Consider the following 21,767-nt stretch of genomic DNA (forward strand, 5'->3'; position numbering starts at 1 on the left):
CGGGCTTTTTCAGCCGCTGAGGTGTGATGATGGAAAAGTTGCAGAAAACCCTGGAAGAGTGGAAGGCCATGCTCGACCCCGAGCAGTACAACGTCTGCCGTCTGAGTGCCACCGAGCGCCCGTTCTCGGGCAAATACAACGACACCAAAACCGACGGTGTCTACCACTGTGTCTGCTGCAACGAGCCGCTGTTCGACTCCAAGACCAAATTCGACTCCGGCTGCGGCTGGCCGAGTTTCTATCAGCCGATCGGCGAAAGCGCGATGACCGAAATCCGCGACACCAGCCACGGCATGATCCGCACTGAAGTGAAGTGCGCGCGCTGCGATGCGCATCTGGGGCACGTGTTCCCGGATGGCCCGCCACCGACCGGCCTGCGTTATTGCATCAACTCGGTGTGCCTGAACCTCGAGCCCCGCGAATAACCGAAACAGGCGACATTGCGTCGCCTTTTTTATCGAGCAATTAGATTGCGCACGATTCAATTGCTCGTTATGTTTGCGCCTTCCTCACCATTGCGGAGCCGACCGATGAGCGACAACCTGCTGAATATCCCGTGCACTACCATCAAGGGTGAGCAAAAGACCCTGGCCGATTTCGCCGGCAAAGCGGTGCTGGTGGTCAATACCGCGAGCAAGTGTGGCTTCACTCCGCAATACAAGGGCCTCGAAGAACTCTGGCAGACCTACAAGGATCAAGGGCTGGTGGTACTGGGTTTCCCTTGCAACCAGTTCGGCAAACAGGAGCCGGGCAATGAGGGCGCCATCAGCGAGTTCTGCGAACTGAATTTCGGCGTCAGCTTCCCGCTGTTCAAGAAGATCGACGTCAACGGCGCCGATGCTCACCCGCTGTTCGTGCAGTTGAAGAAGCGCGCCCCGGGCCTGCTCGGCTCGCAGGGCATCAAGTGGAATTTCACCAAGTTCCTGATCGGCAAGGATGGCCAGTTGGTCAAGCGTTTCGCCCCGACGACCAAACCGCAGGACCTGAGCGGCGAGATCGAAGCTTTGCTGAAATGAGTCAGCCGGGTGATTCGCTGAAGCTCGACAACCAGTTGTGCTTCAAGCTGTACGCGGCCTCGCGGGCGGTGATTCGTGCCTACAAACCGATGCTCGATCAGTTGCGCCTGACCTACCCGCAGTATCTGGCGATGCTGGTGCTGTGGGAATGGCAGGACGCGGCGCCGGAGCAACCGACGGTCAAGGCCTTGGGCGAACGTCTGGCGCTGGATTCGGGCACGTTGACGCCCTTGCTCAAGCGCTTGGAGCAGATCGATCTGGTCCAGCGTCGGCGCTCGGCGCGGGATGAACGCGAAGTGCATTTGAGCCTGACGCCAGCAGGGCAAGCATTGCGCGAGCAGGTTGGGCCACTGAAAGGGCGCCTGCTCTGCGACAGTGGCGTTGATCTTGACCGGCTCAACGACTTGCGCGCCGGCCTCGATCATTTGCTCGGGCAAATCAAAGCGCTGACGTAGTCGGCATCCACTGGTCGAGCAGCGCGGCGAGTTCTTCGCGGCGAAACGGTTTGGCCAGATAGTCGCTCATGCCGGCCGCGCGGCAACGTTCGCGTTCCTCGGACATGGCATTGGCGGTCAGCGCAACAATCGGCAGATTCGGCCAGCGCCCGCTCTGGCGAATTTGCCGACTGGCTTCATAGCCGTCCATCACCGGCATGTTGCAGTCCATCAGCACCAGATCGAAGTCGGCAAACTCCAGCTGATCCAATGCTTCGGCGCCATGGCCCGCCACCACCACATCGCAGCCAAGCTTGCCGAGCATGCCTTTGGCGACCAGTTGGTTGACCGGGTTGTCCTCGACCAGCAGCACCTTGCCCCGACGCGCGGACGGCGAGGCGTCCGCTTGCGCTTCGGTGAGGGCGGCGACCTCCGGTTGCAGAATCCGTCGCAGATGCTGGTACAGCGCGTTGCGCGCCAGCGGCCGGGCTTGCTGCTGCAAGGGGGCGAGGGCGGCGGCTTCTTCGCTGGGCAGAAAACTGCCGTAGGCAGTCACCAGCAGAATCGGCGCGGTGAGGCTCGGGCGCAAACCGAACAGACACTCGGGGCAATCAGTGATCAGGACGTCAGGATTCAGGCCCAGCAGGGAATCATCGATGGTGCGCTGCGTGTATTCCAGGCCCCACACCGGCAACAGGCTTTTCAGCAATTCCGCCAGGCCACTGCTGGCTGCAGTAATGGCGAGGACCTTGCCACGTAACGGCTGCGGAGGGAGGGCGCGAGTGTGGCAGGGCAGTGGCAGCTCTGCACAGAACTGGCTGCCGAAACCGCTTTCGGAGCTGATGGTCAGCCGACCCTGCATTGCCTCGCAGAGGTTATACGTCAGCGCCAGTCCCAGCCCGGTGCCGCCGTACTGACGGGTGATACCGGCGCCGGCCTGGGTGAACGGCTGGAAGATTTTCACCTGCGCTTCCTGGGCGATGCCGATGCCGGTGTCGCAGACTTCGATGCGCACACCATTCTTGTGCGCCGACAGACGCACATCGACGCGACCGAAGCGGGTGAATTTCAGCGCGTTGGACAGCAGGTTGCTGACGATCTGCCGCACCCGCGTCGGGTCGCCCAGCACCAGCGCCGGGAAGTGCGGCTCGATCAGACAGGTCAGCTCGACGCTCGGAGCGGCATTCTGCGAAAGCAGGTTGGCGGTGTCTTCGATCAGCGAGCCGAGGTCGAAGGGGATGTTTTCCAGCTCCAGTTGCCCGGCGTCGAATTTCGACAGGTCGAGAATATCGTTGAGCAGTTCCACCAGCACCTTGCCCGAGTCGTGGGCGATCGACAGTTGTTGCTGCTGTTCGGCGTTGAGCGGGCCGTCCAGCGACAGCGCGATCATCCCCAGCAGACCGTTGAGTGGCGTGCGGATTTCATGGCTCATGTTGGCCAGAAACGCCGAACGCGCTTCGGCCATGTCCAGCGCCGTGCGGCGTGCCACTTCAAGTTCTTCGTTGGACTGACTGAGGCGGGCATTGATCGCCTTGAGTTCGGCGGTGCGCGCCGAGACGATGTCTTCCAGTTGCGCGAGGTATTCGGTCAGGCGGTTTTCCGCAGTGCGCCGTTGCTGGATTTCGGTGGCGATGTTTTCGAACTGCTGATTGGCGACTTTGACCAGCACGCCGATTTCATCGTTGCCGTGGCCGGCGGGGCACTCGAGCGTGGTCGGCTCGGCACTGCGCGGGTCGCGGCCGCTGAGTTCACGGATGACCCGCACCAGTGGTTTGGTCAGCATCACGTAGAACAGCGCCAGGAGGATCCCGGTAAGCAGCAGGCTGCGGGCAAAACCGTTGAGCAGAGTGACTTCCGCGCGGCGCAGGAAGCGGCTGCCGAAGGCATAAGTGTCGACTTCAAGCTTGAGCACGCCGAGGGATTCGTTGGGCAAGTGGTCGAGGTACAGGCGATCTTCGAAATGACGCTTGGCGCCGAACAGGAAGTCGCTGATCAGCCGATAGCTGCTCTGCAGTTCCGGGCGTTTGACGTTGGCCAGCACGGTATCGTTGTTGTCGATCAGTTGCGCGGCGATGATCGCCGGCGAGCGCAGCAGGCCCAGGGTGAGTTCCTGCGCCAGTTCGGCGTCGATGTTATAGGCGATGCGCGAGGCCGGATTGTGGCTGATTTCCAGCAGCGCGAGGATTTCCCGGTTGATGGAAGCGTCTTCGCTGGCATAATCGATGCCGATCTGCAGCAGACTGAGCAGGGTGCCCAGAATGAACCCGACCAGCACGGTAAGCCTGGCTTGCTTGTAAGACAGCCGGTGGGTGAATTTGATATCCATGGGTTGTTGAACCACTTCCGTTTCCCTTCGCTGCTCAAGCATAGTCGATCATGCAGGGATACCGAGGTTCCCGAATCGCCTTGTAACAAGGCTTGCTGAGGCGATTTTATCTGTGTGTCGTCGCTGGATCGTCATCATCACTGTGAAAGTGCCCGAGGAGAAGACGTGGATTCCCGATTGAATGCTTTTCTTGAGCGCGCCGAGTCGGTTCTGGCGCGAATCGAACCACTGTTGCCGGCACCGCGCCCTGTCATTGACTGGACCACTTGCCTGGCGGCGCGCTGGCAGCGTGACGGGCGCAGCGGCTACCTGTTGCCGCTGGAAGTCAGCCTCGACATGCGTCTGTCCGACCTGATCGGCGTGGACCGGCAGTTGGAGCAGTTGGGGCGCAACACGCAACAATTTCTTGATGGCATGCCGGCCAACCACGCCTTGCTCTGGGGCTCGCGCGGCACCGGCAAGTCTTCGCTGGTGCGTGCGTTGCTGGCCGAGCATGCCGGTGCCGGCCTGCGTCTGATCGAAATCGAACGCGATCACCTGGCAGACCTGCCACGCGTGGTCGAGCAAATTGCCAAATTGCCGCAACGTTTCGTGCTGTTCTGCGATGACCTGTCGTTCGAATCCGGCGAAGGCGACTACCGCGTGCTGAAAAGCGTGCTCGACGGTTCGCTCGAGCAGGCCCCCGACAACGTCTTGCTGTACGCGACCTCCAATCGCCGCCACCTGGTGCCGGAAAAGGAAAGCGACAACGAAAACTGGAAGCGCGTCGACGGCGAACTGCACCCGAGCGAAGCGGTGGAAGACAAGATCGCCCTGTCGGACCGTTTCGGCCTTTGGCTGTCGTTCTACCCGTTTACCCAGGAACATTTTCTCAATGTCGTCGAGCACTGGATCGGCCAGTTGGCCGCCAAGGCCGGCCTGAGCTGGCAGCGCGACGAAGCACTGGACATCCTCGCCGTGCGCTGGGCCACCGGCCGCGGTAATCGCAACGGACGTTGCGCGTATCAATTCGCCCGCTACTGGGTGGGACTGAAATTGCTGGAGCACAAGGCATGATTGATTTGCAACAAAGCGGCCAGGGCCTCGAAGGCTACGGTATGTTGGCTGCGCAACTGGAATCGCTACTGGCGGACGAGCGCGATTTCATCGCCAATGCCGCGCAGTTTTCCGCGTTCCTGTTCAACCAGCTCGATGATCTGAACTGGGCCGGTTTCTACCTCAATCGCAACGAAGAGCTGGTGCTCGGCCCGTTCCAGGGTCAGATCGCTTGCGTGCGCATCCCGTTCGGGCGCGGTGTTTGCGGCGCGGCTGCTGCCAGCCTGCAAACCCAGCGCGTCGAGGATGTGCATGCTTTCCCGGGTCACATCGCTTGCGACAGCGCCTCGAACAGCGAACTGGTTGTGCCGTTGGTCAAGGACGGTCGACTGATCGGCGTGCTCGACCTCGACAGCCCGAAGCTGGCGCGTTTCGGCGCCGAAGATCAGGCCGGCATCGAGCAACTGGCGGCGATTTTCCTGCGCCTGACCGACTGCTGATCAACCGCTGAGGCCAGCCTTGTGCAACAGGCTGGCCGTATCCACGCTGTCGATTTGCGCGGGATCGAGAAACCGCGTCGCGTACTGCATGTACACCCCCTCGTTGATAAACAGGCCAAACAACGGAGCATCGATGTGCGCTTCACGGCACATGGTCGCCATGATTCCCAGCGCCTCGCTCAACGACTTGGCTTTCTTGTAAGGGCGGTCGGCGGCGGTCAGCGCTTCGAAAATATCGGCAATCGCCATCATCCTCGCCGGCAGGCTCATCTCCTCGCGTTTCAGCCGTTTCGGATACCCGGTGCCGTCCATTTTTTCATGATGACCGCCGGCGATCTCGGCAATGCTGTCCAGGTGGCCGGGGAAGGGCAGGTGGCTGAGCATCATGATGGTCTGCACCATGTGGTGATTGATGATGTAGCGCTCTTCGCGGGTCAGCGTGCCACGGGCGATCTTCAGGTTGTACAGCTCGCCGCGATTGTATTTGTACGTGGGCACATCGAGTTTGAAGCCCCAGGGATTGTCCTCCGGGATCAGTTCGTTCTTGTTGCGTTCGATCAGATGCTCGGGCTTGTCGGCCAGCAGTCTTTCGCTGACGGGCAGCCTAGGTGCAGGCGTTTTTGCCTGGCGGCGATTTTCTTCCCATGACACACCAAGGCGATCGTCGAGAGTGCGCAACCAGGTGCGTTGCGCCAGTTGGTCGAGGCGTTGCAGATCAGCCTCGGCCATGGCCTCGCCACCGAGATTGCAGCGGGCGACAAAGGCGAAGTCGTCGTCGAGCATCAGCAGTTCACTATCACGTGCGCGGGCCAGCGCAGCCTCATCAGCACCACTCGCCAACGTCTGCCAGTAGTTGATCCACACGTCACGCTTGAGCACTTCGAAGCGGGTGCGGATTTCATGGATGCGGTCGTTGATGGTTTCGAGTTTGGTGGCTTTGTCGACCACATATTCCGGCGTCGTCACCTTGCCGCAATCGTGCAGCCACGCGGCGATATGCAGGGCTTCCCATTCATCTTCACTGGGCTGATAGGCGCTGAACGCCGGCGCCTCGCTGGCGGCGGCAGCCTGGGCGAGCATCAGCGTCAGTTCCGGCACCCGCTGGCAATGCCCGCCGGTATACGGGCTCTTGGCGTCGATCGCGCTGGCGAGTAGTTGAATGAACGCGTCGAGCAGCTGTTTTTGCCGGGCCTGCAGGCGCTGGCTTTCGATGCTTACCGCCGCCGCACCGGACACCGCCTGCAAGAAGGCGATACGGTCGGGCCGCAGCTTTTCCAGATCGCTCGGCGCGCCGCTGTCATTGACCAGCAGAATCAGCAGGCCGATGGTTTCGTCGTGCTGGTTGTGCAGGCGGATACCGATCAGGTGAATGCGCGGTGAGTCCATCGCCAAGAGGATTTGTTGCAAGTCGCCGGCCTGATCGAAACCCAGATGGCTGACAGTATTGTTGGCGCTGGCCAGTTGCTCGAACCAGGCCGGGCCGGTGTTTTTATGCAGCTCACGGCCCTGAATGTCGAACGCCTCCAGCGCCTGCGGCACGCCATTGATCACCAGCCCGTAAGGTTCCATGCGCGCGCCGTCGGCTTCGCGCAGGTAGATCAGACCGGCCTGCGCCTGAGCGATCTGCACGGTTTCGAACAGCACGCGTTCGAGCAGCGGGGCAAAACGGGTTTCGGCGCAAAGGCTGTCGGTGATGCGGAAGAAACTGCCCAGGGTTTCTTTCATCCGCGCCATCGACAGGCTCAATTGATCGACTTCCAGTACGGGAGAGCGGCGCGCCAGCGGAGAACTGAAGTCGAAGCTGCGGATCGCGTCGGCTTCCTTGACCAGGGCATGCAGCGGCTTGACCAGAATCCGCGAAATCACCCAGCCCAATGGCAGGCACAGCAACAGGATGGCCAAGGTGATCAGCGCCCCTTGCCAGCGCATGCGCAAAGCATCTACCAGCAATTCGTCTTCCGGCACCAGCAGCGCCAGTTGCAGACCTTTCGGCCCGCCTTCCTCGATGCTGGTGCGCGCGACGATCCATTGCCGGTCGTTTACTAGCAGACGCTTGCCGATATTGTCGGAGCTGAGCAGCGCGTTCAGCTCAGGGCTGAGATCGGCCGCTCTGGCCAGACGCGCAGTGCGGTCATCGACGATCAGGCGATGGCTGTCGGGGTAGGCCACGGCGTTGCCGTCGGTGTCGTACAGCGCGATCTCTGTCGAGGGCGTGACCCGGTGCTTGCCCAGGGCGGTCGACAGCGAAGCGAGGGTCAGGTCGGCGCCGATCACGGCATTCTCGCCGCTGCGCCGGGCCAGCGTGGTGCCGACATTGTGGGTTGAGAAAAATACATACGGCTCGGTGGTGATCTGCCCCGCCTGTTGCAGGGCGTCGCTGAACCATGGCCGACTGCGCGGATCGTATGGCTCTTCGGAATGTTCGCGGCGGCTGAGCGGCGTCAGCGCCTGATCGAAGAACAATGATTGCGAGCGCACGGTGCCTTGCGGGTCGTGCTCGATGCTCCAGACCTGATAGGCCGCCGCTTCCGGCGCCTGAAGCTGTGCCTTCAGAGCCGGCGTGCGCAGCGCGCGCACCATGAAGAAATCACCATTGGCGTAACCCAGATACAGCGACGCCAGCGCCGGGTTATCGGTGAGCGACTGGCTGAAGGGTTTGAGTAACGGCAGGCGTTGTTGCAGATCGCTGGCCTGGGCCGCCGGGGTGTCCGCCAGCAGGCTCAGCAGGTTGCGGATCGGCTGATAGGTTGCCTGCAGATCGAGGCGTACATCCTGTTCGATGCGGTCAAACAGCTTTTCGCTGCTCGACAGGATGATCTGCGTGGTCTGGTGGTAATTGAACAGGCCCAGCACCACGCCCGTAAGCAACAGGAGAAAGGTGAACATGACGCTGATGTGCACGTGCAGCGGCAACCGGCGTTGCTCGGGGCGCAGTGGGCTGTGCATTGCAGGCTCTCCATGAATGTTTAACTCACTGCTCAGCGCCCAAGCATAGTTAAGACTCGCTCACTGTGCCTTGATCGGCCAAGGTCAATTGATCCTGCAAGGCTTGCTCCAGTTCGAGCATGGACTGGCTGGTTGCCGCCCAGCGACGGGCAATCTCCTTTGACGCGAGCGCTTGCTGACAAGCTTCCTCAAGGGCATCGCAACATTCGATCAATCGTGATGCCTGCGCGATGCGTGCGGCGCCCTTGATCTTGTGCGCGACCACTGCCAGCGCTTCGCGATCATCCTCGGGCGAGAGCCTGAGCAGTTCCTCGCGGTCGAGGCGGCTGCTTTTGAGCAATTCAACCAGCATGCGGCGGGTCTGCGCCGGGTGGTTGCCGGTCAGCAGGCTCAGACTTTGCAGGTCGAACACTAACGCGGATGAGGCCGGCGTGATGCCGTCGATCCACTGCCCGAGCAACGTCAGACTCAACGGTTTGAACAGGCAGTCGTTCATGCCGGCAAGCTTGCAGCGCTGGATTTCTTCGGGCTGGGCATTGGCGGTGAAACCCAGCACGGTGCACGGCCGGCGGCGATTTTGCAGTTCAAGCTGGCGGATGGCGCGGGTCATCTCGTAGCCGTTCATCAAGGGCATGTTGCAGTCGACGATCACCAGATCGAAATGATCGGCCTTCCATCGTTCCAGACCGCTGCAGCCGTCCTCGGCAATGCTGAACCGATGGCCGAGAAACTCCAGTTGCTGACACATGAGCAAACGGTTGGCCGGATGGTCGTCGACCACCAGTACATGCAGCGGCGTTGCCGATGGCTTGATCAACGGTTCGCTTTTCGGCGGATTGGCTTTCACCGGCACGCTGTCCAGCGGCAACGAGACGCAGACCTGAGTGCCGATACCGGGCTGGCTGCTCAACTGCAGTTGCCCGCCCATCATTTCGCACAGATTGCGACTGATGACCAGGCCCAGGCCGGCACCGTTTTTTGCCTGTTGACTGCCGTTACTCGCCTGCGAGAAGGGCTCGAACAAGCGCTGTTGATCTTCGGCGCTGATGCCTGAGCCACTGTCCTGCACGGTCAGTTGCATCAATGCTCGACCAGCAGCGTCTGACGAGATCAGGTCGAGGCTGATCCGCACGTGGCCAGACTCAGTGAACTTGATCGCGTTGCTGACCAGATTGGACAGCACCTGCTTGAAGCGCAGCGGATCCAGATACACATCCACGGCCGGGTGCGGCGGGTTGAAGACGACTTGCAAGGCGAGGTTTTTCTGTCGGGCCAGGCCGTCGAAAATGCGTGCAACGGACGTCACCGTATCGACCAGATTGATCCATTCCGGGCACAGGCTCAGGCGCCCGGACTCGATACGCGCAATGTCCAGAATATCGCCGATCAGCCCCAGCAGATCCTTGGCCGAATGGTAGGCGGTGTCGATCGAAGCGCGATCGGGGTGCTGCGGTTCAATGCGGCGCAGGGTCAGTTCGAGCATGCCGATCACGGCGTTCATCGGCGTCCGGATTTCGTGGCTCATGGTCGCCAGAAAGGTACTCTTGGCTCGGTTCGCCTCGTCCGCCTGCTCCTTGGCCGCGCGCAACTCTTCGAACAATTGGCGGCGCTCACTGATGTCTATCCAGCCGCCGATAATGCCTTGAACGTCGCCGCTGGAGTCGCGATAGGGAAGAATCCAGTGGTAAATCGTCAAACGGCGGTTGCCGATGTGCAGGGGGCGGTCGAGTATCAAGGGATTACCTTCGGCGATGACTCTCTGGTAATCGGCCTGGAACGCCTGCGCTTCGAAGGCATTGCCGAGTGTGCCTTGCATGACATCTTTGCCAATGATGTCCTCGCGTCTGGCGTTGAACGCCTCGAGATAGCTGTCGTTGCAACTTTGCAGCAGGCCCTGTCGATCCCGGACATAGATCGGGTGCGGCGTACCGTTGACCAGCGACCGCATGAACTCCAGCTGATCGTTCAGCGCACGCTCGGCGGCCTGGCGCTGTTTGATCTGGTGGCGCATGTAGGCGTTCCAGGTCAACAACAGCAGCAGGATCAGGCCGGCGGCGGCAATCACCTGATAGAACAGGCGCTGATAGTTCTGCCAGATGTTCTGGGACGCGGTGGAGTAACCGCGCCAGCGGCCGTTGATCACGCCGAGCTCCTCGGGAGCGATGCTCAGCAGCGCCTTGTTGATGATCGAGGCCAGCTCGGTGTTGTCACGGGCGGTTGCCAGGGAGAAGGCGGCCTGGCTGGTGCCGATCGTGGTGGTGATTTGCAGTGGCCGGTCAAAGATGCGCGAGGAGATGAAATAGTTGGCGATCACCAGCGAGTTGACGGCGCCGTCGACGTGGTTGTCGGCGAGCATCGACACGGCGCTGAAGGTGTCGGGGGTTTCGATCAGTTCGATGCCCGGAAAATTCTCGTGGAGGTAAGCGACCAGCGGATTGCCCTGAGCGATCGCCAGTCGCTTGCCTTTGAGTTGGGCCAGGTTGGTGGGGCTGTCGGCGCTTTTGCGGGTCAGCAGCACATAGGAGTTTTCCAGATACGGGCGACTGAAACTCAGGTTTTTTTCACGTTCTGCGCTGGGCAGCAGGGCGGCGATCAGATCAGCCTTGTGGTTGTCGATCTGCCTGATCATTTCCGCATCGTTGCGACTGCGCTGAACCTCGAAACGCAGGCCGGTACGCAAGCGGATCAGCTCGAGCAGGTCGGCGCTGATGCCGCGAAAATTGCCGGCGCTGTCGAAGAAGGTCAACGGTGCGTAAGCTTCATTGACCACCACGCTGACGATGGGGTGAAGCTTGAGCCAGGCCTGTTCGCGTTGGGTCAGTTGCAGTTTTTTGTCAGTCAGCAACATGTCGCTGCCAGCGCTCCAGCGCTTGGCGATGTCGTCGCGCTGGGCGCTTGGCACCGCGGTGAGCACGGCGTCGATGATGCCCAGCAGCTGGGGATTGCTGCGCCTTACGGCAAAGCTGAAGCCTTGCGCTTCCTGTTTGCCGAAATTGGCCATGCGGACGTTGTTGAGATAGCCCTTGTTGATCATGTAATGGGTGGAGAGGGTATCGCCGAGAAACACATCGGCCTGATCGAAGGCGACGGCGTTGATTGCGTTCTGATAAGAGGGGTAGCAAGTAATCAGCGCCTTGGGATACAGCGCCTTGATCTCGGGCAGCGGCAGGTAGTGATAGACCATGCTCAGGCGCAGGCCTGCCAGGCCTTCGGTTAACGAGCGGGCGTCATCCTCGCGCGTCACCAGCACCGGCTGATCGACCGCATAAGGTCTGGAGAGGGCGAGATTGGCATTGCCTGCTTCGTAGCCGTTGGCTGTGCCAAGAAGGTCGATCTGGCCATCGATCAAGGCGCGAATTGCAGCCTCGCGCGAGGGAAAGCGTTGCACGCGAATCGGCAAACCGGTGGCCTGACCAAGAATCCCTGCGTAATCGGCGGTCAGTCCCTCGTAGTCCTGGCCACTGACGGTCATGTCGAATGGCGGGTAATCAGGTGCGGAGGTACCCAGTTTCAGTTCGCTGCGAGTCTGCAGCCATTGCCGTTGTGACGGCAGCAAGACAGTTTGAACGGCCTCGCTGGCCGAGCGGCTGAGCAATGCGTAATCCGGTGAAGCGCTTGGCGTGGCGAAGGCATTGGCGCTCAGATAGAAAACAGCGCTCAAGGCGATCAGGTAGTCCTTTACACGGCTGGGCATGCGGAGTCTCACACGAGTGCGTTGCGTTTGGCCATCTCGATAAGTTCTACAAGGGATCTGGCTTTGAGTTTTTGCATCAGACGCTTTTTATAAGTGCTGACGGTCTTGTTGCTCAGAAACATGCCTTTGGCGATTTCCTTGTTGGTACGTCCTTGGGCAAATAACTGCAATACCATCAATTCGCGGTCATTGACGGATTTGAATAATTCAAGTTCAGCATATCGAGTGTCGTCGCTGCGCACCGGATTAAGCGCTTGGCTGGGGAAATAGTTGTAACCGGAAAGTACCGCTTTGATTGCGCTGACCAGTTCGCTCAAGTCTTCCTGCTTGCAGACATATCCTGATGCGCCGGATTGCATGCACCGGATACCGAACAGCGTAGGACACTGCGCCGTCAGTATGAGAATCTTGAAATTCGAACCCATGGTGTTGAAGCGGGCCAGTACTTCGAGGCCGTCCAGCTTGGGGATGCTGATATCGAGGATGACCAGGTCGGGCATGCATTCTCGGACCATCTGCATGGCGTCGACACCGTTATCGGTCTCACCGACGACCTTGTAGCCTTCATGTTCCAGAAGCATTCGCACGGCGAGGCGGATTACCGGATGATCGTCCACAATAAAAACGGAGTTCATAAAAAGAGTCCCATGCAAGCATGAATAAAGCGCGCACCTTAGCTCAGATGCATGAGCACTCGCATTGACTGGTAGTGTCGCGACTACGTTATCGGATTAATCCTACGCGTAATGAGGAAAGGGACTACGTTGAAATTAGGTTTGACGTAAGGAAGTACGAGTATGCAATTGGCCAAAGATGGAAATTATCCAAGAGCTATTATTGATCTCCGATTATTTGCTGGTGTTTAAGGTCGTGTTTAATTAGTGCAGTTTGTTTTATTGGTCGCCTGGGTCAGCGCAGCTGAATCTGACCAGAATCAAAAGCGCGTTATTGCGATGCGTGGCGAGGAAACTCGGCGGGAATTCAGCCGGCCAGATCAACGGTCGGCTGAATGCGGCATGCTCAATGACTGGAACGCCCGGTCATTTCCAGTGCCATGTCACTGGCGTAGCTGTCGGTCATGCCGGCGATGAAATCGATCATGCGCAGAAACGAAGTGTGCAACGAACCCTGCGGATCCGGCGCATTATTGCCGAGCAAATCGAGGATGCGCCGGCTCTTGAACGACGGCGTGCGGCCGTTGTGCTGCTCCAGCGCGGCGCCACAGAACGAATTGAGCAGGATCTCCAGCGTCGTGTACGCGCCGATTTCATGCAATGTCTTGCGCTTGTCCTGGAAGATCTTCTTGCGCGCGATGTCCTTGGCGTTCAACACGCAGCGCTTTGCCGGCCCGTGCATGTGTTCGACCAGATCGCCGTGCAGCGTGCCGGCGAGCAGAGCATCCTGCTGTTCGACAAACGCCCGCGCTGCCGCGTTGGTCAGGTGCTCGATGGCTTTGCCGCGCAGGATCGCCAGTTTACGCCGGCGGGAATCCTGCGGGCCGAGCTGGCGATAGGTCTCCGGCAAGTCGTCACCGACCAGGCCGAGCAGCAGTGACTCGACCTCGGCATATTCGAGCAGATCCATTTCCAGACCGTCTTCGAGATCGATCAGCGCATAGCAGATGTCATCGGCGGCTTCCATCAGGTAGACCAATGGATGGCGTGCCCAGCGCTGGTCTTCGATTTGCGGCAGACCGAGCTTGTGCGCGATCTGTTCGAGCAATGGCAGCTCGCTCTGATAGCAGCCGAACTTGTGTTTCTTGTAGCCGAGGGAGTCGGCATGGCGCGCGGTCCAGGGGTACTTCAGGTAAGTGCCCAGCGTCGCGTAGGTCAGGCGCGTGCCGCCGTCGAACTGGTGATATTCCAGCTGCGTCAGCACGCGAAAGCCCTGGGCGTTGCCTTCGAAATTGAGAAAGTCACCGCGCTCGGCGTCGCTCATGCCGTCCAGCCAGCCCCGCCCGGCAGCTTGTTGGAACCAGTGGCGAATCGCGTCTTCGCCGGAATGGCCGAACGGCGGGTTGCCGATGTCATGCGCCAGGCAAGCCGATTGCACGACCATGCCGAGGTCGGCCGGGTCGCACCATTCCGGCAGCGCACTGCGCAAGGTTTCGCCGACACGCATGCCCAGCGAGCGGCCGACGCAGCTGACTTCCAGCGAGTGGGTCAGGCGGGTGTGGATGTGATCGTTGCTGGTGACCGGGTGCACTTGAGTCTTGCGCCCGAGGCGGCGGAAGGCACCGGAGAAAATGATGCGGTCATGGTCTTTGTGAAAAGGGCTGCGGCCGAGTTCTTGAGGGCTGTGCAGCGGCTTGCCGAGGCGTTCGCGGTTGAGCAGGGTAGGCCAATCCAAGGCTGATTCTCTCCGTCAGGTGACTGATTGCACTAGCTTCCCGGTTCGGCCCTGCGCCTGCAAGCGGAACTATAGGCCTGCGGCATCGATATCGATCAACAACAACCGTTCACCGTTATCGAAAAACTGTCCGGCAGTCAGGCAATACTGGTTGCTGGTGGCATCGCGATACGTGCTCGACAGGGTCAGGCGGCGTTCTTCCCAGCCTTCGGCCAGCAGATGATAGAAGTATGGTCGCCACGACCAGTTGTGCCCCAGATAGCGATCATCGGCGAACCAGCCGTCATGACGCCATTCGAGGTTGGGAGTCAGTTGCGTGCCGTGGCGGTCGCACTGGTAAAAGCGCAGCAGCCAGGGAAACGCCTGCAATTGCGGCAAGGCACTGAGCGGGGCGCGGGCCTGCGCCCATTGCTGCAGAATCGCCATCAGCTCGCTGAGCTGCTGACGCATTTGCATTAACCGCCCGCGCTCGCTGAGTTTCTGCTTCACGTAGCGTTGCCTGAGTTGGGCGAAATGCGCGACGAATGCGTCTGTAGCGAAGAATTCTTCCTGCGCCCGGGCGAAGAGAAATCCCTGCACGTAGCGCGAGCCGCATTCCAGGGCGAAATTCAGCTGCGCTTCGGTTTCGACGCCTTCAGCGATGATCCAGCAGCCGGTTTTTTCGGCCATCTGCGCAAGTGCTTTGACCACGTCACTGCTCGGTCCGCCGAGAGCCGCAGCCTGAAACAGGCGCATGTCGAGCTTGAGAATGTCCGGTTGCAGGGCCAGCACCCGATCCAGCTGCGAATAGCCGGCGCCGAAATCATCAATGGCGATTCTTGCCCCTGCGTCACGGTAGCGCCCGACCACGTGGGCCAGGCGTTCGCTGTTACCACCCAGTTCGGTGATCTCGAAAACGATGCGCTGCGGATCAACCTGGTGTCGCGCCAATTGCTTGAGACTTGGCAGCGCTTGATCGGCGCGTAGCCGGCTGATCCAGCGTGGCGACATGTTCAGGCTGAGAAACCACTCCGCCGGTGCTTCATGCAGGCGGCTGAGGGCGTGGTCACGGATCTGCCGATCGAGACGGCGCAAGGCAGTGGCCGGAGTGCGCGGATCGGCGAACAATGGTCCGACCGAGGTCAGTTGACCATCGCTCTGACGCAGGCGACCCAATGCTTCGACGCCTGCGATGCGGCCGGTCGCGGTATCGATGAAAGGCTGAAAACAGGCGAGCGGTTGCCCGTCGATCACGGCAAGTCCTTAATCTTGTTTTTGGTTTGGCCGCGTCTGCCGGATAGGCGCGCGGGACTGAATTCCCCGATAGGGAGATTCATCCCGGCGCTATTGCAAGAATGTAGCCAGAGGGGCGCGTCAGCGTTTGCCCGAGCTGTGCATGACCAGTCTGATCAGCGGCCCAAGCGTCGTGCCCAGACGCAGCAGTCGGGTCAAACCGCCCCCGCCGCTGCGTTTCGAGCCTTTGCCCGTGAGGAAGCCCAGCAGCGTCACCGCCGCCACGCCCCACAACGGCGCGTGCTTGATGCCGAAACCGTCCTGCACGTTCTGCTTCATTCCACGCATGCGCTGCAACGGCTGCAGCACTTGCGCGGTTTCGTGGCGGATTTCCTGTCGGTGCATTTCCATGCGCAGGCGGATCAGTGCCTTGCGCATTTCCCGACGTGAGCTGTTGTGCGGAAGTTCAGGCAGGCTCATGGCAGCAGGCGCTCCCGGTCGTTGGCCAGCTCTTCGAGCGTGCCGTGGAAAGGCGAGGACTCATCGAAAATCGCCGCTTTGAGGCGCAGACCGCAGAAGATCGACGCCAGCGTGTAAAACACGCACAGGCCGATGATCGCTGCCAGGCGGTAGGTGTCCCAGAAGATGATCATCACCAGCGTCGACAGACCCACCAGCAACAGCAGGGCAAACACCAGCGCCAGGCCGGCGAACAGCAGCAGGCTGACGGTGCGTGATTTCTGCTCCTGCAATTCGATGCCGAACAACTCGACATGACTGTGCAGCAGGCCCAGAACGGCAGCGCCGAGGCGACGCGTGGAGGAGGCGGTGCCCGCAGTCGGGCCGGATTCACCGATCGACATGATCAGCGCCGAGTTGCCAGCAGGCCGATCAGAAAGCCGACGCCGGCAGCGATGCCCACCGACTGCCATGGGTTGGCGGATACGTAATCTTCAGTAGCGGTGACCGCCGCCTGACCGCGTTCGCGCAAGGTGTCTTCAGTCACTTTCAGGGTTTCCCGGGCACGCAGCAGGCTGTCGTGAATCTGGGCACGCAGCTCATCGGCCTGATCGCCAGCGAGGGTCTTGGTGTGCTCGAGCAGGCGTTCGGTGTCGGCAACCAGAGTCTGGAAGTCGTTCATCAGGATTTCTTGAGCAGTCTTTGCCTTGATGCTGGCCATTGGTGGATCTCCGTAGGTGGCTTTGAAGCGTTCGAGTATGAGCCTTGCGTGAAGGTTCAGTGCAAATGCCTGGTACAACTTTTGCTGTGTCGTGGTGCGTCGCTCGGTGCGCGTGCGCTGTTGCCGGGCGTCCGCGCAGAAAAAACTCTAATTCATTTGCTCGCGGTTCGTGATCGGACATCGATCTGTGCGCCAAATCAGCTCATCGACCCTGCGGTTGCATGAATGGTGAGTCTTGATTTGGTGCATGAAATGCCCGCATGAACCGCTTTGGTGCCTTTTAGCCTTGGGTCTGCCTCCTCATGGAAAATCTGCAAAGCGCTGTGGACACGCTGGTTCACAGCTCCAATACATTGTTCATCCTGATCGGTGCGGTGATGGTACTGGCGATGCACGCCGGTTTCGCCTTTCTGGAGGTCGGCACGGTCCGGCAGAAGAACCAGGTCAATGCACTGGCGAAAATCCTCAGCGACTTCGCCGTCTCGACACTGGCCTACTTCTTTATAGGCTATTGGATCTCCTATGGCGTCACCTTCATGCAACCGGCAGCGGTGCTCACGGCTGACCACGGCTATGGCCTGGTGAAGTTTTTCTTCCTGCTGACCTTTGCTGCCGCGATCCCGGCGATCATTTCCGGCGGCATTGCCGAGCGCGCGCGGTTTGTTCCGCAGTTGTGCGCGACGGCGCTGATCGTGGCGTTTATCTATCCATTCTTCGAGGGCCTGATCTGGAATGGCAACTTCGGCTTGCAAGGCTGGCTGGCGGCGCAGTTTGGCGCGGCATTTCATGATTTCGCCGGCTCGGTGGTGGTGCATGCCGTGGGCGGTTGGCTGGCGTTGGCCGCTGTTCTGCTGCTCGGCCCGCGCAATGGTCGCTACCGCGATGGGCGCCTGGTCGCGTTCGCGCCGTCGAGCATTCCGTTTCTGGCGCTGGGCTCGTGGATCCTGATTGTCGGCTGGTTCGGCTTCAACGTGATGAGCGCGCAAACCCTGCAAGGTGTCAGTGGCCTGGTCGCGGTCAACTCGCTGATGGCCATGGTCGGTGGCACCGTCGCGGCGTTGATCGTCGGGCGCAATGACCCGGGCTTTCTGCACAACGGCCCGTTGGCCGGATTGGTGGCGATTTGCGCCGGGTCCGACCTGATGCATCCGGTCGGTGCGCTGGTAACCGGCGCGATCGCCGGAGCCTTGTTTGTCTGGTGCTTTACCGCCGCTCAAGTCAAATGGCGCATCGACGACGTGCTGGGCGTCTGGCCTTTGCACGGTTTGTGTGGTGTTTGGGGCGGGATTGCCTGCGGCGTCTTCGGCCAGACTGCGCTGGGGGGGCTGGGTGGCGTCAGCCTGATCAGCCAATTGATCGGCACCGGGCTCGGCGTTGTGGTGGCGCTGGTTGGCGGCTTCGTCGTCTACGGCGCGATCAAGGCATTGCATGGGCTGCGCCTGAGTCAGGAACAAGAGTATTACGGCGCCGACCTGTCGCTGCACAAGATCGGCGCGGTGAGTCAGGACTAGATTTCCTCATCATTGGCTCCGGGATAGAAACCGTGGAGCAGGCGATAGCGATCGATGCGCACTTGATCGACCTTCTCCTGCACTTTGTGCGCGGGCAGGCCGAGCATGATCAGCGCATGTGAAGCGAGCATCAGGCTCGACTCCAAAAGCTCCGGCACCACCTCGGTGGCGCCGGCGGCTCTGAGCTCCGCCGATTGGCTGTCGTCACGGGTGCGTACCAGAATCGGCACCTGTCGGTTGAGTCGCCGGGCTTCGCGCAGAATGCGCAACGCCACGTCACTTTGATCCACGGCAATCACCAGCAGCCTGGCGCGCAACAGGCCAACCGCAGTAAGCAGATCGCCACGCGCCGAGTCGCCGTAGTGTACGTCGCTTTCCGCAGATGCGGCTTCCTGCACCCGCACCGGATCGTTGTCCAGCGCAACATAGGCTTGCCCGGCGTTGCCCATGAAGCGGCCGATGGATTGGCCGACGCGTCCGTAGCCGCAGATCACCACGTGCTGGTCGAGGTCGGCGTTGAGCGCGCTGATCTGTTCGATCTGCGCTTCCTGATTGGGCTTGCGGTGCAGCACGGCGGCGATGCGCGGCGCCGCGCGCAACAGCAGTGGCGTGAGCAGCATCGAACAGAAGGTCGCCGCGAGCAGCAGGGCGCCCGGTTCGGCCGGCAACAGGCTGTTCTGCTGCATCTGCGCCATCAAGGCAAAACAGAATTCGCCACCCTGGGCCAGGGCCAGGCCGCTGCGCCATGCGGTTTCGCTGTCACTGCCGCGCCCCTTCACCAGCAGCGCGACCACGATGCCCTTGATCAGCATCAGGCCCAGCGTCAGGCCGATGATCAACAGGCTGTGACTGACGAACAATTGCAGGTCGATCAGCATGCCGATGCTGACGAAGAACACGCCGAGCAGAATGTCGCGAAAAGGTCGGATGTCAGCTTCGATCTGGTGCCGGTAATGGCTTTCCCCGAGCAGCATACCGGCCAGAAACGCGCCGAGGGCTGGCGACAGCCCCAGCAAATGCGTCAGCCAAGCGGTGAGCAGCACGATCACCAGTGCCAGCAGGACGAAAAGCTCTGCCGAGCGTGAGGCCGCCACTTCATGAAACAGCCGTGGCAGCAACCAGCGACTGGCCAGCAGCAGGCCGAAGAACAGCACCACGGTTTTCCCCAGGGTCAACGGCAAGGCCCAATACCAGGCCTGCTCGCTGGTGCCGGCGAAGACCGGAACCAGTGTCAGCAGCAATACCGCGACAACGTCCTGAAACAGCAATACCCCGACCGCGTTCTGGCCGTGGCTGCTGAATACTTCACCAAGACTGCCCAGCTCCTTGGTCACGATCGCCGTGGATGACAGCGATAACCCTGCACCGAGCAACAGCGCTGGCATCAGCGGCATGCCCAGGCCCATCAACAGTGTGCCGAGCAGCGCTGTGCTGATCAGCACTTGCTGACTGCCAAGGCGAAACACCACCTGACGCAGCGCAATCATCTTCGACAGGGAGAACTCCAGACCGAGCGAGAACAGCAGGAACACCACGCCCAACTCGGCGACATCCGGCAGGTGTTCGCTCTCGTTGACCCAGTCGAACGCGTTCGGCCCGACCAGCAATCCCACGCACAGGTAACCCAGCACCGGCGGCAGTCGCAGGCGCCGGAACAGGGCAATCACCACCAGGGATGAGGCGAGGATGATCAACAGGTTTGCAAACACGGGACACTCCGCTGTCAGGGCGTTGGCCTCTGAAGCGTAGAGGCAAAAAGTCCGCGAGGATGACGCAATTGCACTTTGCGCTGAATGATTTGCGTCAGGATTTTGCGCCGGGAGCGTCGCGGCCTTTGGGCGGCGCTGGGTCGACGAGGGTTCGGCGGCGTCCTAGAATGGCCTCACCTGTTTTCCGGTAACGCCGTCATGCCTCCAGAATGTCAGCTGTTCGGCACCCTTGGGTGTCATCTGTGTGAAGTCGCCGAAGCCGAGCTGATGCCCTTCGTCGAGCATGGTCTGCTGGTTGAACTGGTGGACATCGCCGAAGACGAATCGTGGTTCGAAAAATACAGCTTGCGTATCCCGGTGCTGCGGCGGATCGACACTGGCGCCGAGCTGGATTGGCCTTTCAGCGCAGACCAGGTCGTGGCGTTTTTACGCTGACGCAGATTGATCTCCTTCATTCCGCTGGTCGCAGCAACCCATCCTTGCGTTGGCACTCGCCGGCTTCTTCGGTTACTGTATGTCCATACAGCAATCGAGTCAGAGGGATGAACCGTGGTCAATGTCGAACAGTTGAAGAGCAGCGTTAACCGGATGTCGGTCGACGTGGTGCGCGAGGCCGTCCTCGAATTGCGCCTGGACGGGCTGGTCACGGAAGGCAAGACGCCGTTCAACAAGCTGCATTTCAATACCTGCTTTGCCGAAATCGAAGCGTTGTTTCAGCGCGCCGGTTATCACAAGCAACTGGATGTGGTCGGTTATCAGGGGCTGTTGTACGCCTTGTACGATCCGGGACGCTGGGAAGCGGTCGATGTGTTGCGCTGGCTGAAGGAGTTCACCGAAGCGGCGGCGCTCAAGTCGATTCCGGCCTGATCAAACTGCGCTAGGTGGCTTTGCCTCGGTGTTGGATAATGCCGGCCCGCATTGAGGATTTCCGTTTCGTATGTCCAGCCCCGTATTTTCCGCTGCGCACAATCAGGCCAGCACCTTGTACTTGCCGCCCGGGCACTGGCTGACGGTATTCGATTGCCTCTGCGAGCACTTCAGTGCCATCGGCCGCGAACAATGGCTCGACCGCATTGCTCGGGGACGGGTGCTGGATGCGCAGGGCCAGCCAATTGCGCTGGACTTGCCGTACAAGGAAGGGCTGCGCATTCATTACTTTCGTGAGGTGAAGGACGAAAAGCCGATCCCGGTTCTCGAGTCGATTCTCTATGCCGATGAGCATCTGGTGGTGGCCGACAAACCTCACTTTCTGCCAGTCACCCCGGCCGGAGAATATGTCGAACAAACCCTGCTGCGCCGGCTGATCCGTCGGCTGGACAATCCGCATCTGGTGCCGCTGCACCGTATTGACCGGCACACCGCAGGGCTGGTGATCTTCTCGGCCAATCCGCAGACCCGCTCGGCCTATCAGTCATTGTTTCCGACCCGGCAGATCGACAAGCGCTACGAAGCGATTGCCCCGGCGTTGCCCGAGCTGAATTTCCCTCTGGTGCACAAGAGCCGCCTGGTGGATGGCGAGCCGTTTTTCCGCATGCAAGAAGGGCCTGGCACCAGCAATACCGAAACGGCGGTGGAGGTGCGTGAGAAAAATGGCGATCTGTGGCGCTATGGCCTCTATCCCGTGACGGGCAAGAAGCATCAGTTGCGGGTGCACATGACGTCGCTGGGAGCGAGTATTTGCAACGATCCGTTTTATCCGACTGTGTTGAAAGATGTCGAGGACGATTACGCCAACCCGTTGAAGCTGCTTGCGCAAGGCCTGCGCTTCATTGACCCGGTGACCGGGGAATTACGGGAGTTCGAGAGTCGAATCACCTTGCAGTGGTAATGCTGAAGCTGCTTTCCGAGCGCCCAT

General features: G+C 60.4%; 19 protein-coding genes. 9 read left to right on the forward strand and 10 right to left on the reverse strand.

Annotated elements, in window-relative coordinates; genetic code table 11:
* Positions 1-29: 29 nt before the first annotated feature.
* The 3 genes from msrB to ND528_RS14455 all read left to right on the forward strand — a co-directional run bounded on the left by msrB (position 30) and on the right by ND528_RS14455 (position 1,471).
* Positions 30-425 (forward strand): peptide-methionine (R)-S-oxide reductase MsrB, encoded by a 396-nt coding sequence (gene msrB, locus ND528_RS14445; RefSeq protein ID WP_130911598.1) that lies wholly within the window; start codon positions 30-32, stop codon positions 423-425.
* A gap of 105 nt (positions 426-530) precedes the next feature.
* A complete protein-coding gene (locus tag ND528_RS14450) occupies positions 531-1,016 on the forward strand; it encodes a glutathione peroxidase (RefSeq protein ID WP_016770854.1) in 486 nt (161 codons plus the stop codon).
* A complete protein-coding gene (locus ND528_RS14455; protein WP_130911599.1) occupies positions 1,013-1,471 on the forward strand; it encodes a MarR family winged helix-turn-helix transcriptional regulator in 459 nt (152 codons plus the stop codon). Before ND528_RS14450 ends, ND528_RS14455 begins: the two co-directional genes overlap by 4 nt.
* On the opposite strand, the gene ND528_RS14460 is transcribed toward ND528_RS14455, so the two are convergent.
* Positions 1,455-3,776, reverse strand: coding sequence for a hybrid sensor histidine kinase/response regulator (locus tag ND528_RS14460; protein ID WP_263470568.1), 2,322 nt, complete (start codon positions 3,774-3,776; stop codon positions 1,455-1,457). The two genes, ND528_RS14455 and ND528_RS14460, sit on opposite strands and share 17 nt — an antisense overlap.
* A gap of 165 nt (positions 3,777-3,941) precedes the next feature.
* On the opposite strand from ND528_RS14460, the gene ND528_RS14465 reads away from it, so the two are divergent.
* Positions 3,942-4,832 carry an ATP-binding protein gene (locus tag ND528_RS14465; protein WP_130911601.1) on the forward strand — a complete coding sequence of 297 codons (891 nt, stop codon included), beginning with the start codon at positions 3,942-3,944 and terminating at the stop codon, positions 4,830-4,832.
* A complete protein-coding gene (locus ND528_RS14470; protein ID WP_016770850.1) occupies positions 4,829-5,311 on the forward strand; it encodes a GAF domain-containing protein in 483 nt (160 codons plus the stop codon). The genes ND528_RS14465 and ND528_RS14470 overlap by 4 nt, the downstream gene beginning before the upstream one ends.
* Here ND528_RS14470 and ND528_RS14475 read toward each other — a convergent pair whose 3' ends face one another.
* The 8 genes from ND528_RS14475 to ND528_RS14510 form a co-directional block, all read right to left on the reverse strand.
* Entirely contained in the window at positions 5,312-8,257 is a 2,946-nt protein-coding gene (locus ND528_RS14475) for an HD domain-containing phosphohydrolase (protein WP_263470569.1), read from the reverse strand.
* Positions 8,258-8,306: 49 nt separating this feature from the next.
* Entirely contained in the window at positions 8,307-11,951 is a 3,645-nt protein-coding gene (locus tag ND528_RS14480) for a transporter substrate-binding domain-containing protein (protein WP_263470570.1), read from the reverse strand.
* Between the two features lie 8 nt (positions 11,952-11,959).
* Positions 11,960-12,586 carry a response regulator transcription factor gene (locus ND528_RS14485; protein WP_041478434.1) on the reverse strand — a complete coding sequence of 209 codons (627 nt, stop codon included), beginning with the start codon at positions 12,584-12,586 and terminating at the stop codon, positions 11,960-11,962.
* A gap of 385 nt (positions 12,587-12,971) precedes the next feature.
* Positions 12,972-14,300 (reverse strand): deoxyguanosinetriphosphate triphosphohydrolase, encoded by a 1,329-nt coding sequence (locus ND528_RS14490; RefSeq protein WP_263470571.1) that lies wholly within the window; start codon positions 14,298-14,300, stop codon positions 12,972-12,974.
* Positions 14,301-14,369: 69 nt separating this feature from the next.
* Positions 14,370-15,533 (reverse strand): EAL domain-containing protein, encoded by a 1,164-nt coding sequence (locus ND528_RS14495; protein WP_137216146.1) that lies wholly within the window; start codon positions 15,531-15,533, stop codon positions 14,370-14,372.
* 120 nt (positions 15,534-15,653) lie between these two features.
* On the reverse strand, positions 15,654-15,992 hold the full coding sequence (locus tag ND528_RS14500) for a hypothetical protein (RefSeq protein ID WP_041478436.1): 339 nt from the start codon (positions 15,990-15,992) through the stop codon (positions 15,654-15,656).
* The gene (locus tag ND528_RS14505; protein ID WP_008079909.1) at positions 15,989-16,375 is read right to left on the reverse strand and encodes a phage holin family protein; all 387 of its coding nucleotides are present in this window, start codon (positions 16,373-16,375) and stop codon (positions 15,989-15,991) included. Before ND528_RS14505 ends, ND528_RS14500 begins: the two co-directional genes overlap by 4 nt.
* A 2-nt stretch (positions 16,376-16,377) precedes the next feature.
* A complete protein-coding gene (locus ND528_RS14510; RefSeq protein WP_016770842.1) occupies positions 16,378-16,692 on the reverse strand; it encodes a DUF883 family protein in 315 nt (104 codons plus the stop codon).
* A gap of 302 nt (positions 16,693-16,994) precedes the next feature.
* On the opposite strand from ND528_RS14510, the gene ND528_RS14515 reads away from it, so the two are divergent.
* The gene (locus ND528_RS14515; protein ID WP_212616824.1) at positions 16,995-18,203 is read left to right on the forward strand and encodes an ammonium transporter; all 1,209 of its coding nucleotides are present in this window, start codon (positions 16,995-16,997) and stop codon (positions 18,201-18,203) included.
* Here ND528_RS14515 and ND528_RS14520 read toward each other — a convergent pair.
* On the reverse strand, positions 18,200-19,912 hold the full coding sequence (locus tag ND528_RS14520; RefSeq protein ID WP_263470572.1) for a cation:proton antiporter: 1,713 nt from the start codon (positions 19,910-19,912) through the stop codon (positions 18,200-18,202). The two genes, ND528_RS14515 and ND528_RS14520, sit on opposite strands and share 4 nt — an antisense overlap.
* Before the next feature lie 198 nt (positions 19,913-20,110).
* Here ND528_RS14520 and ND528_RS14525 point away from each other — a divergent pair, with 198 nt between their 5' ends.
* The 3 genes from ND528_RS14525 (at position 20,111) to ND528_RS14535 (ending at position 21,740) form a co-directional block, all read left to right on the forward strand.
* Entirely contained in the window at positions 20,111-20,347 is a 237-nt protein-coding gene (locus ND528_RS14525) for a glutaredoxin family protein (protein ID WP_137216149.1), read from the forward strand.
* A gap of 114 nt (positions 20,348-20,461) precedes the next feature.
* Positions 20,462-20,779, forward strand: coding sequence for a hypothetical protein (locus tag ND528_RS14530; protein ID WP_016770837.1), 318 nt, complete (start codon positions 20,462-20,464; stop codon positions 20,777-20,779).
* Between the two features lie 70 nt (positions 20,780-20,849).
* A complete protein-coding gene (locus tag ND528_RS14535; RefSeq protein WP_263470573.1) occupies positions 20,850-21,740 on the forward strand; it encodes a pseudouridine synthase in 891 nt (296 codons plus the stop codon).
* The last annotated feature ends 27 nt before the right edge of the window (positions 21,741-21,767 follow it).

The organism is Pseudomonas mercuritolerans (assembly GCF_025706525.1).
Classification (GTDB): domain Bacteria; phylum Pseudomonadota; class Gammaproteobacteria; order Pseudomonadales; family Pseudomonadaceae; genus Aquipseudomonas; species Aquipseudomonas mercuritolerans.

What these genes read in the sequence shown, in the direction of transcription:
- msrB (WP_130911598.1), top strand. Translation starts at nt 30, where the DNA reads ATGGAAAAGTTGCAGAAAACCCTGGAAGAGTGGAAGGCCATGCTCGAC.
- ND528_RS14450 (WP_016770854.1), top strand. Translation starts at nt 531, where the DNA reads ATGAGCGACAACCTGCTGAATATCCCGTGCACTACCATCAAGGGTGAG.
- ND528_RS14455 (WP_130911599.1), top strand. Translation starts at nt 1,013, where the DNA reads ATGAGTCAGCCGGGTGATTCGCTGAAGCTCGACAACCAGTTGTGCTTC.
- ND528_RS14460 (WP_263470568.1), bottom strand. Translation starts at nt 3,776, where the DNA reads ATGGATATCAAATTCACCCACCGGCTGTCTTACAAGCAAGCCAGGCTT.
- ND528_RS14470 (WP_016770850.1), top strand. Translation starts at nt 4,829, where the DNA reads ATGATTGATTTGCAACAAAGCGGCCAGGGCCTCGAAGGCTACGGTATG.
- ND528_RS14475 (WP_263470569.1), bottom strand. Translation starts at nt 8,257, where the DNA reads ATGCACAGCCCACTGCGCCCCGAGCAACGCCGGTTGCCGCTGCACGTG.
- ND528_RS14480 (WP_263470570.1), bottom strand. Translation starts at nt 11,951, where the DNA reads ATGCCCAGCCGTGTAAAGGACTACCTGATCGCCTTGAGCGCTGTTTTC.
- ND528_RS14485 (WP_041478434.1), bottom strand. Translation starts at nt 12,586, where the DNA reads ATGAACTCCGTTTTTATTGTGGACGATCATCCGGTAATCCGCCTCGCC.
- ND528_RS14500 (WP_041478436.1), bottom strand. Translation starts at nt 15,992, where the DNA reads ATGAGCCTGCCTGAACTTCCGCACAACAGCTCACGTCGGGAAATGCGC.
- ND528_RS14505 (WP_008079909.1), bottom strand. Translation starts at nt 16,375, where the DNA reads ATGTCGATCGGTGAATCCGGCCCGACTGCGGGCACCGCCTCCTCCACG.
- ND528_RS14510 (WP_016770842.1), bottom strand. Translation starts at nt 16,692, where the DNA reads ATGGCCAGCATCAAGGCAAAGACTGCTCAAGAAATCCTGATGAACGAC.
- ND528_RS14515 (WP_212616824.1), top strand. Translation starts at nt 16,995, where the DNA reads ATGGAAAATCTGCAAAGCGCTGTGGACACGCTGGTTCACAGCTCCAAT.
- ND528_RS14525 (WP_137216149.1), top strand. Translation starts at nt 20,111, where the DNA reads ATGCCTCCAGAATGTCAGCTGTTCGGCACCCTTGGGTGTCATCTGTGT.
- ND528_RS14535 (WP_263470573.1), top strand. Translation starts at nt 20,850, where the DNA reads ATGTCCAGCCCCGTATTTTCCGCTGCGCACAATCAGGCCAGCACCTTG.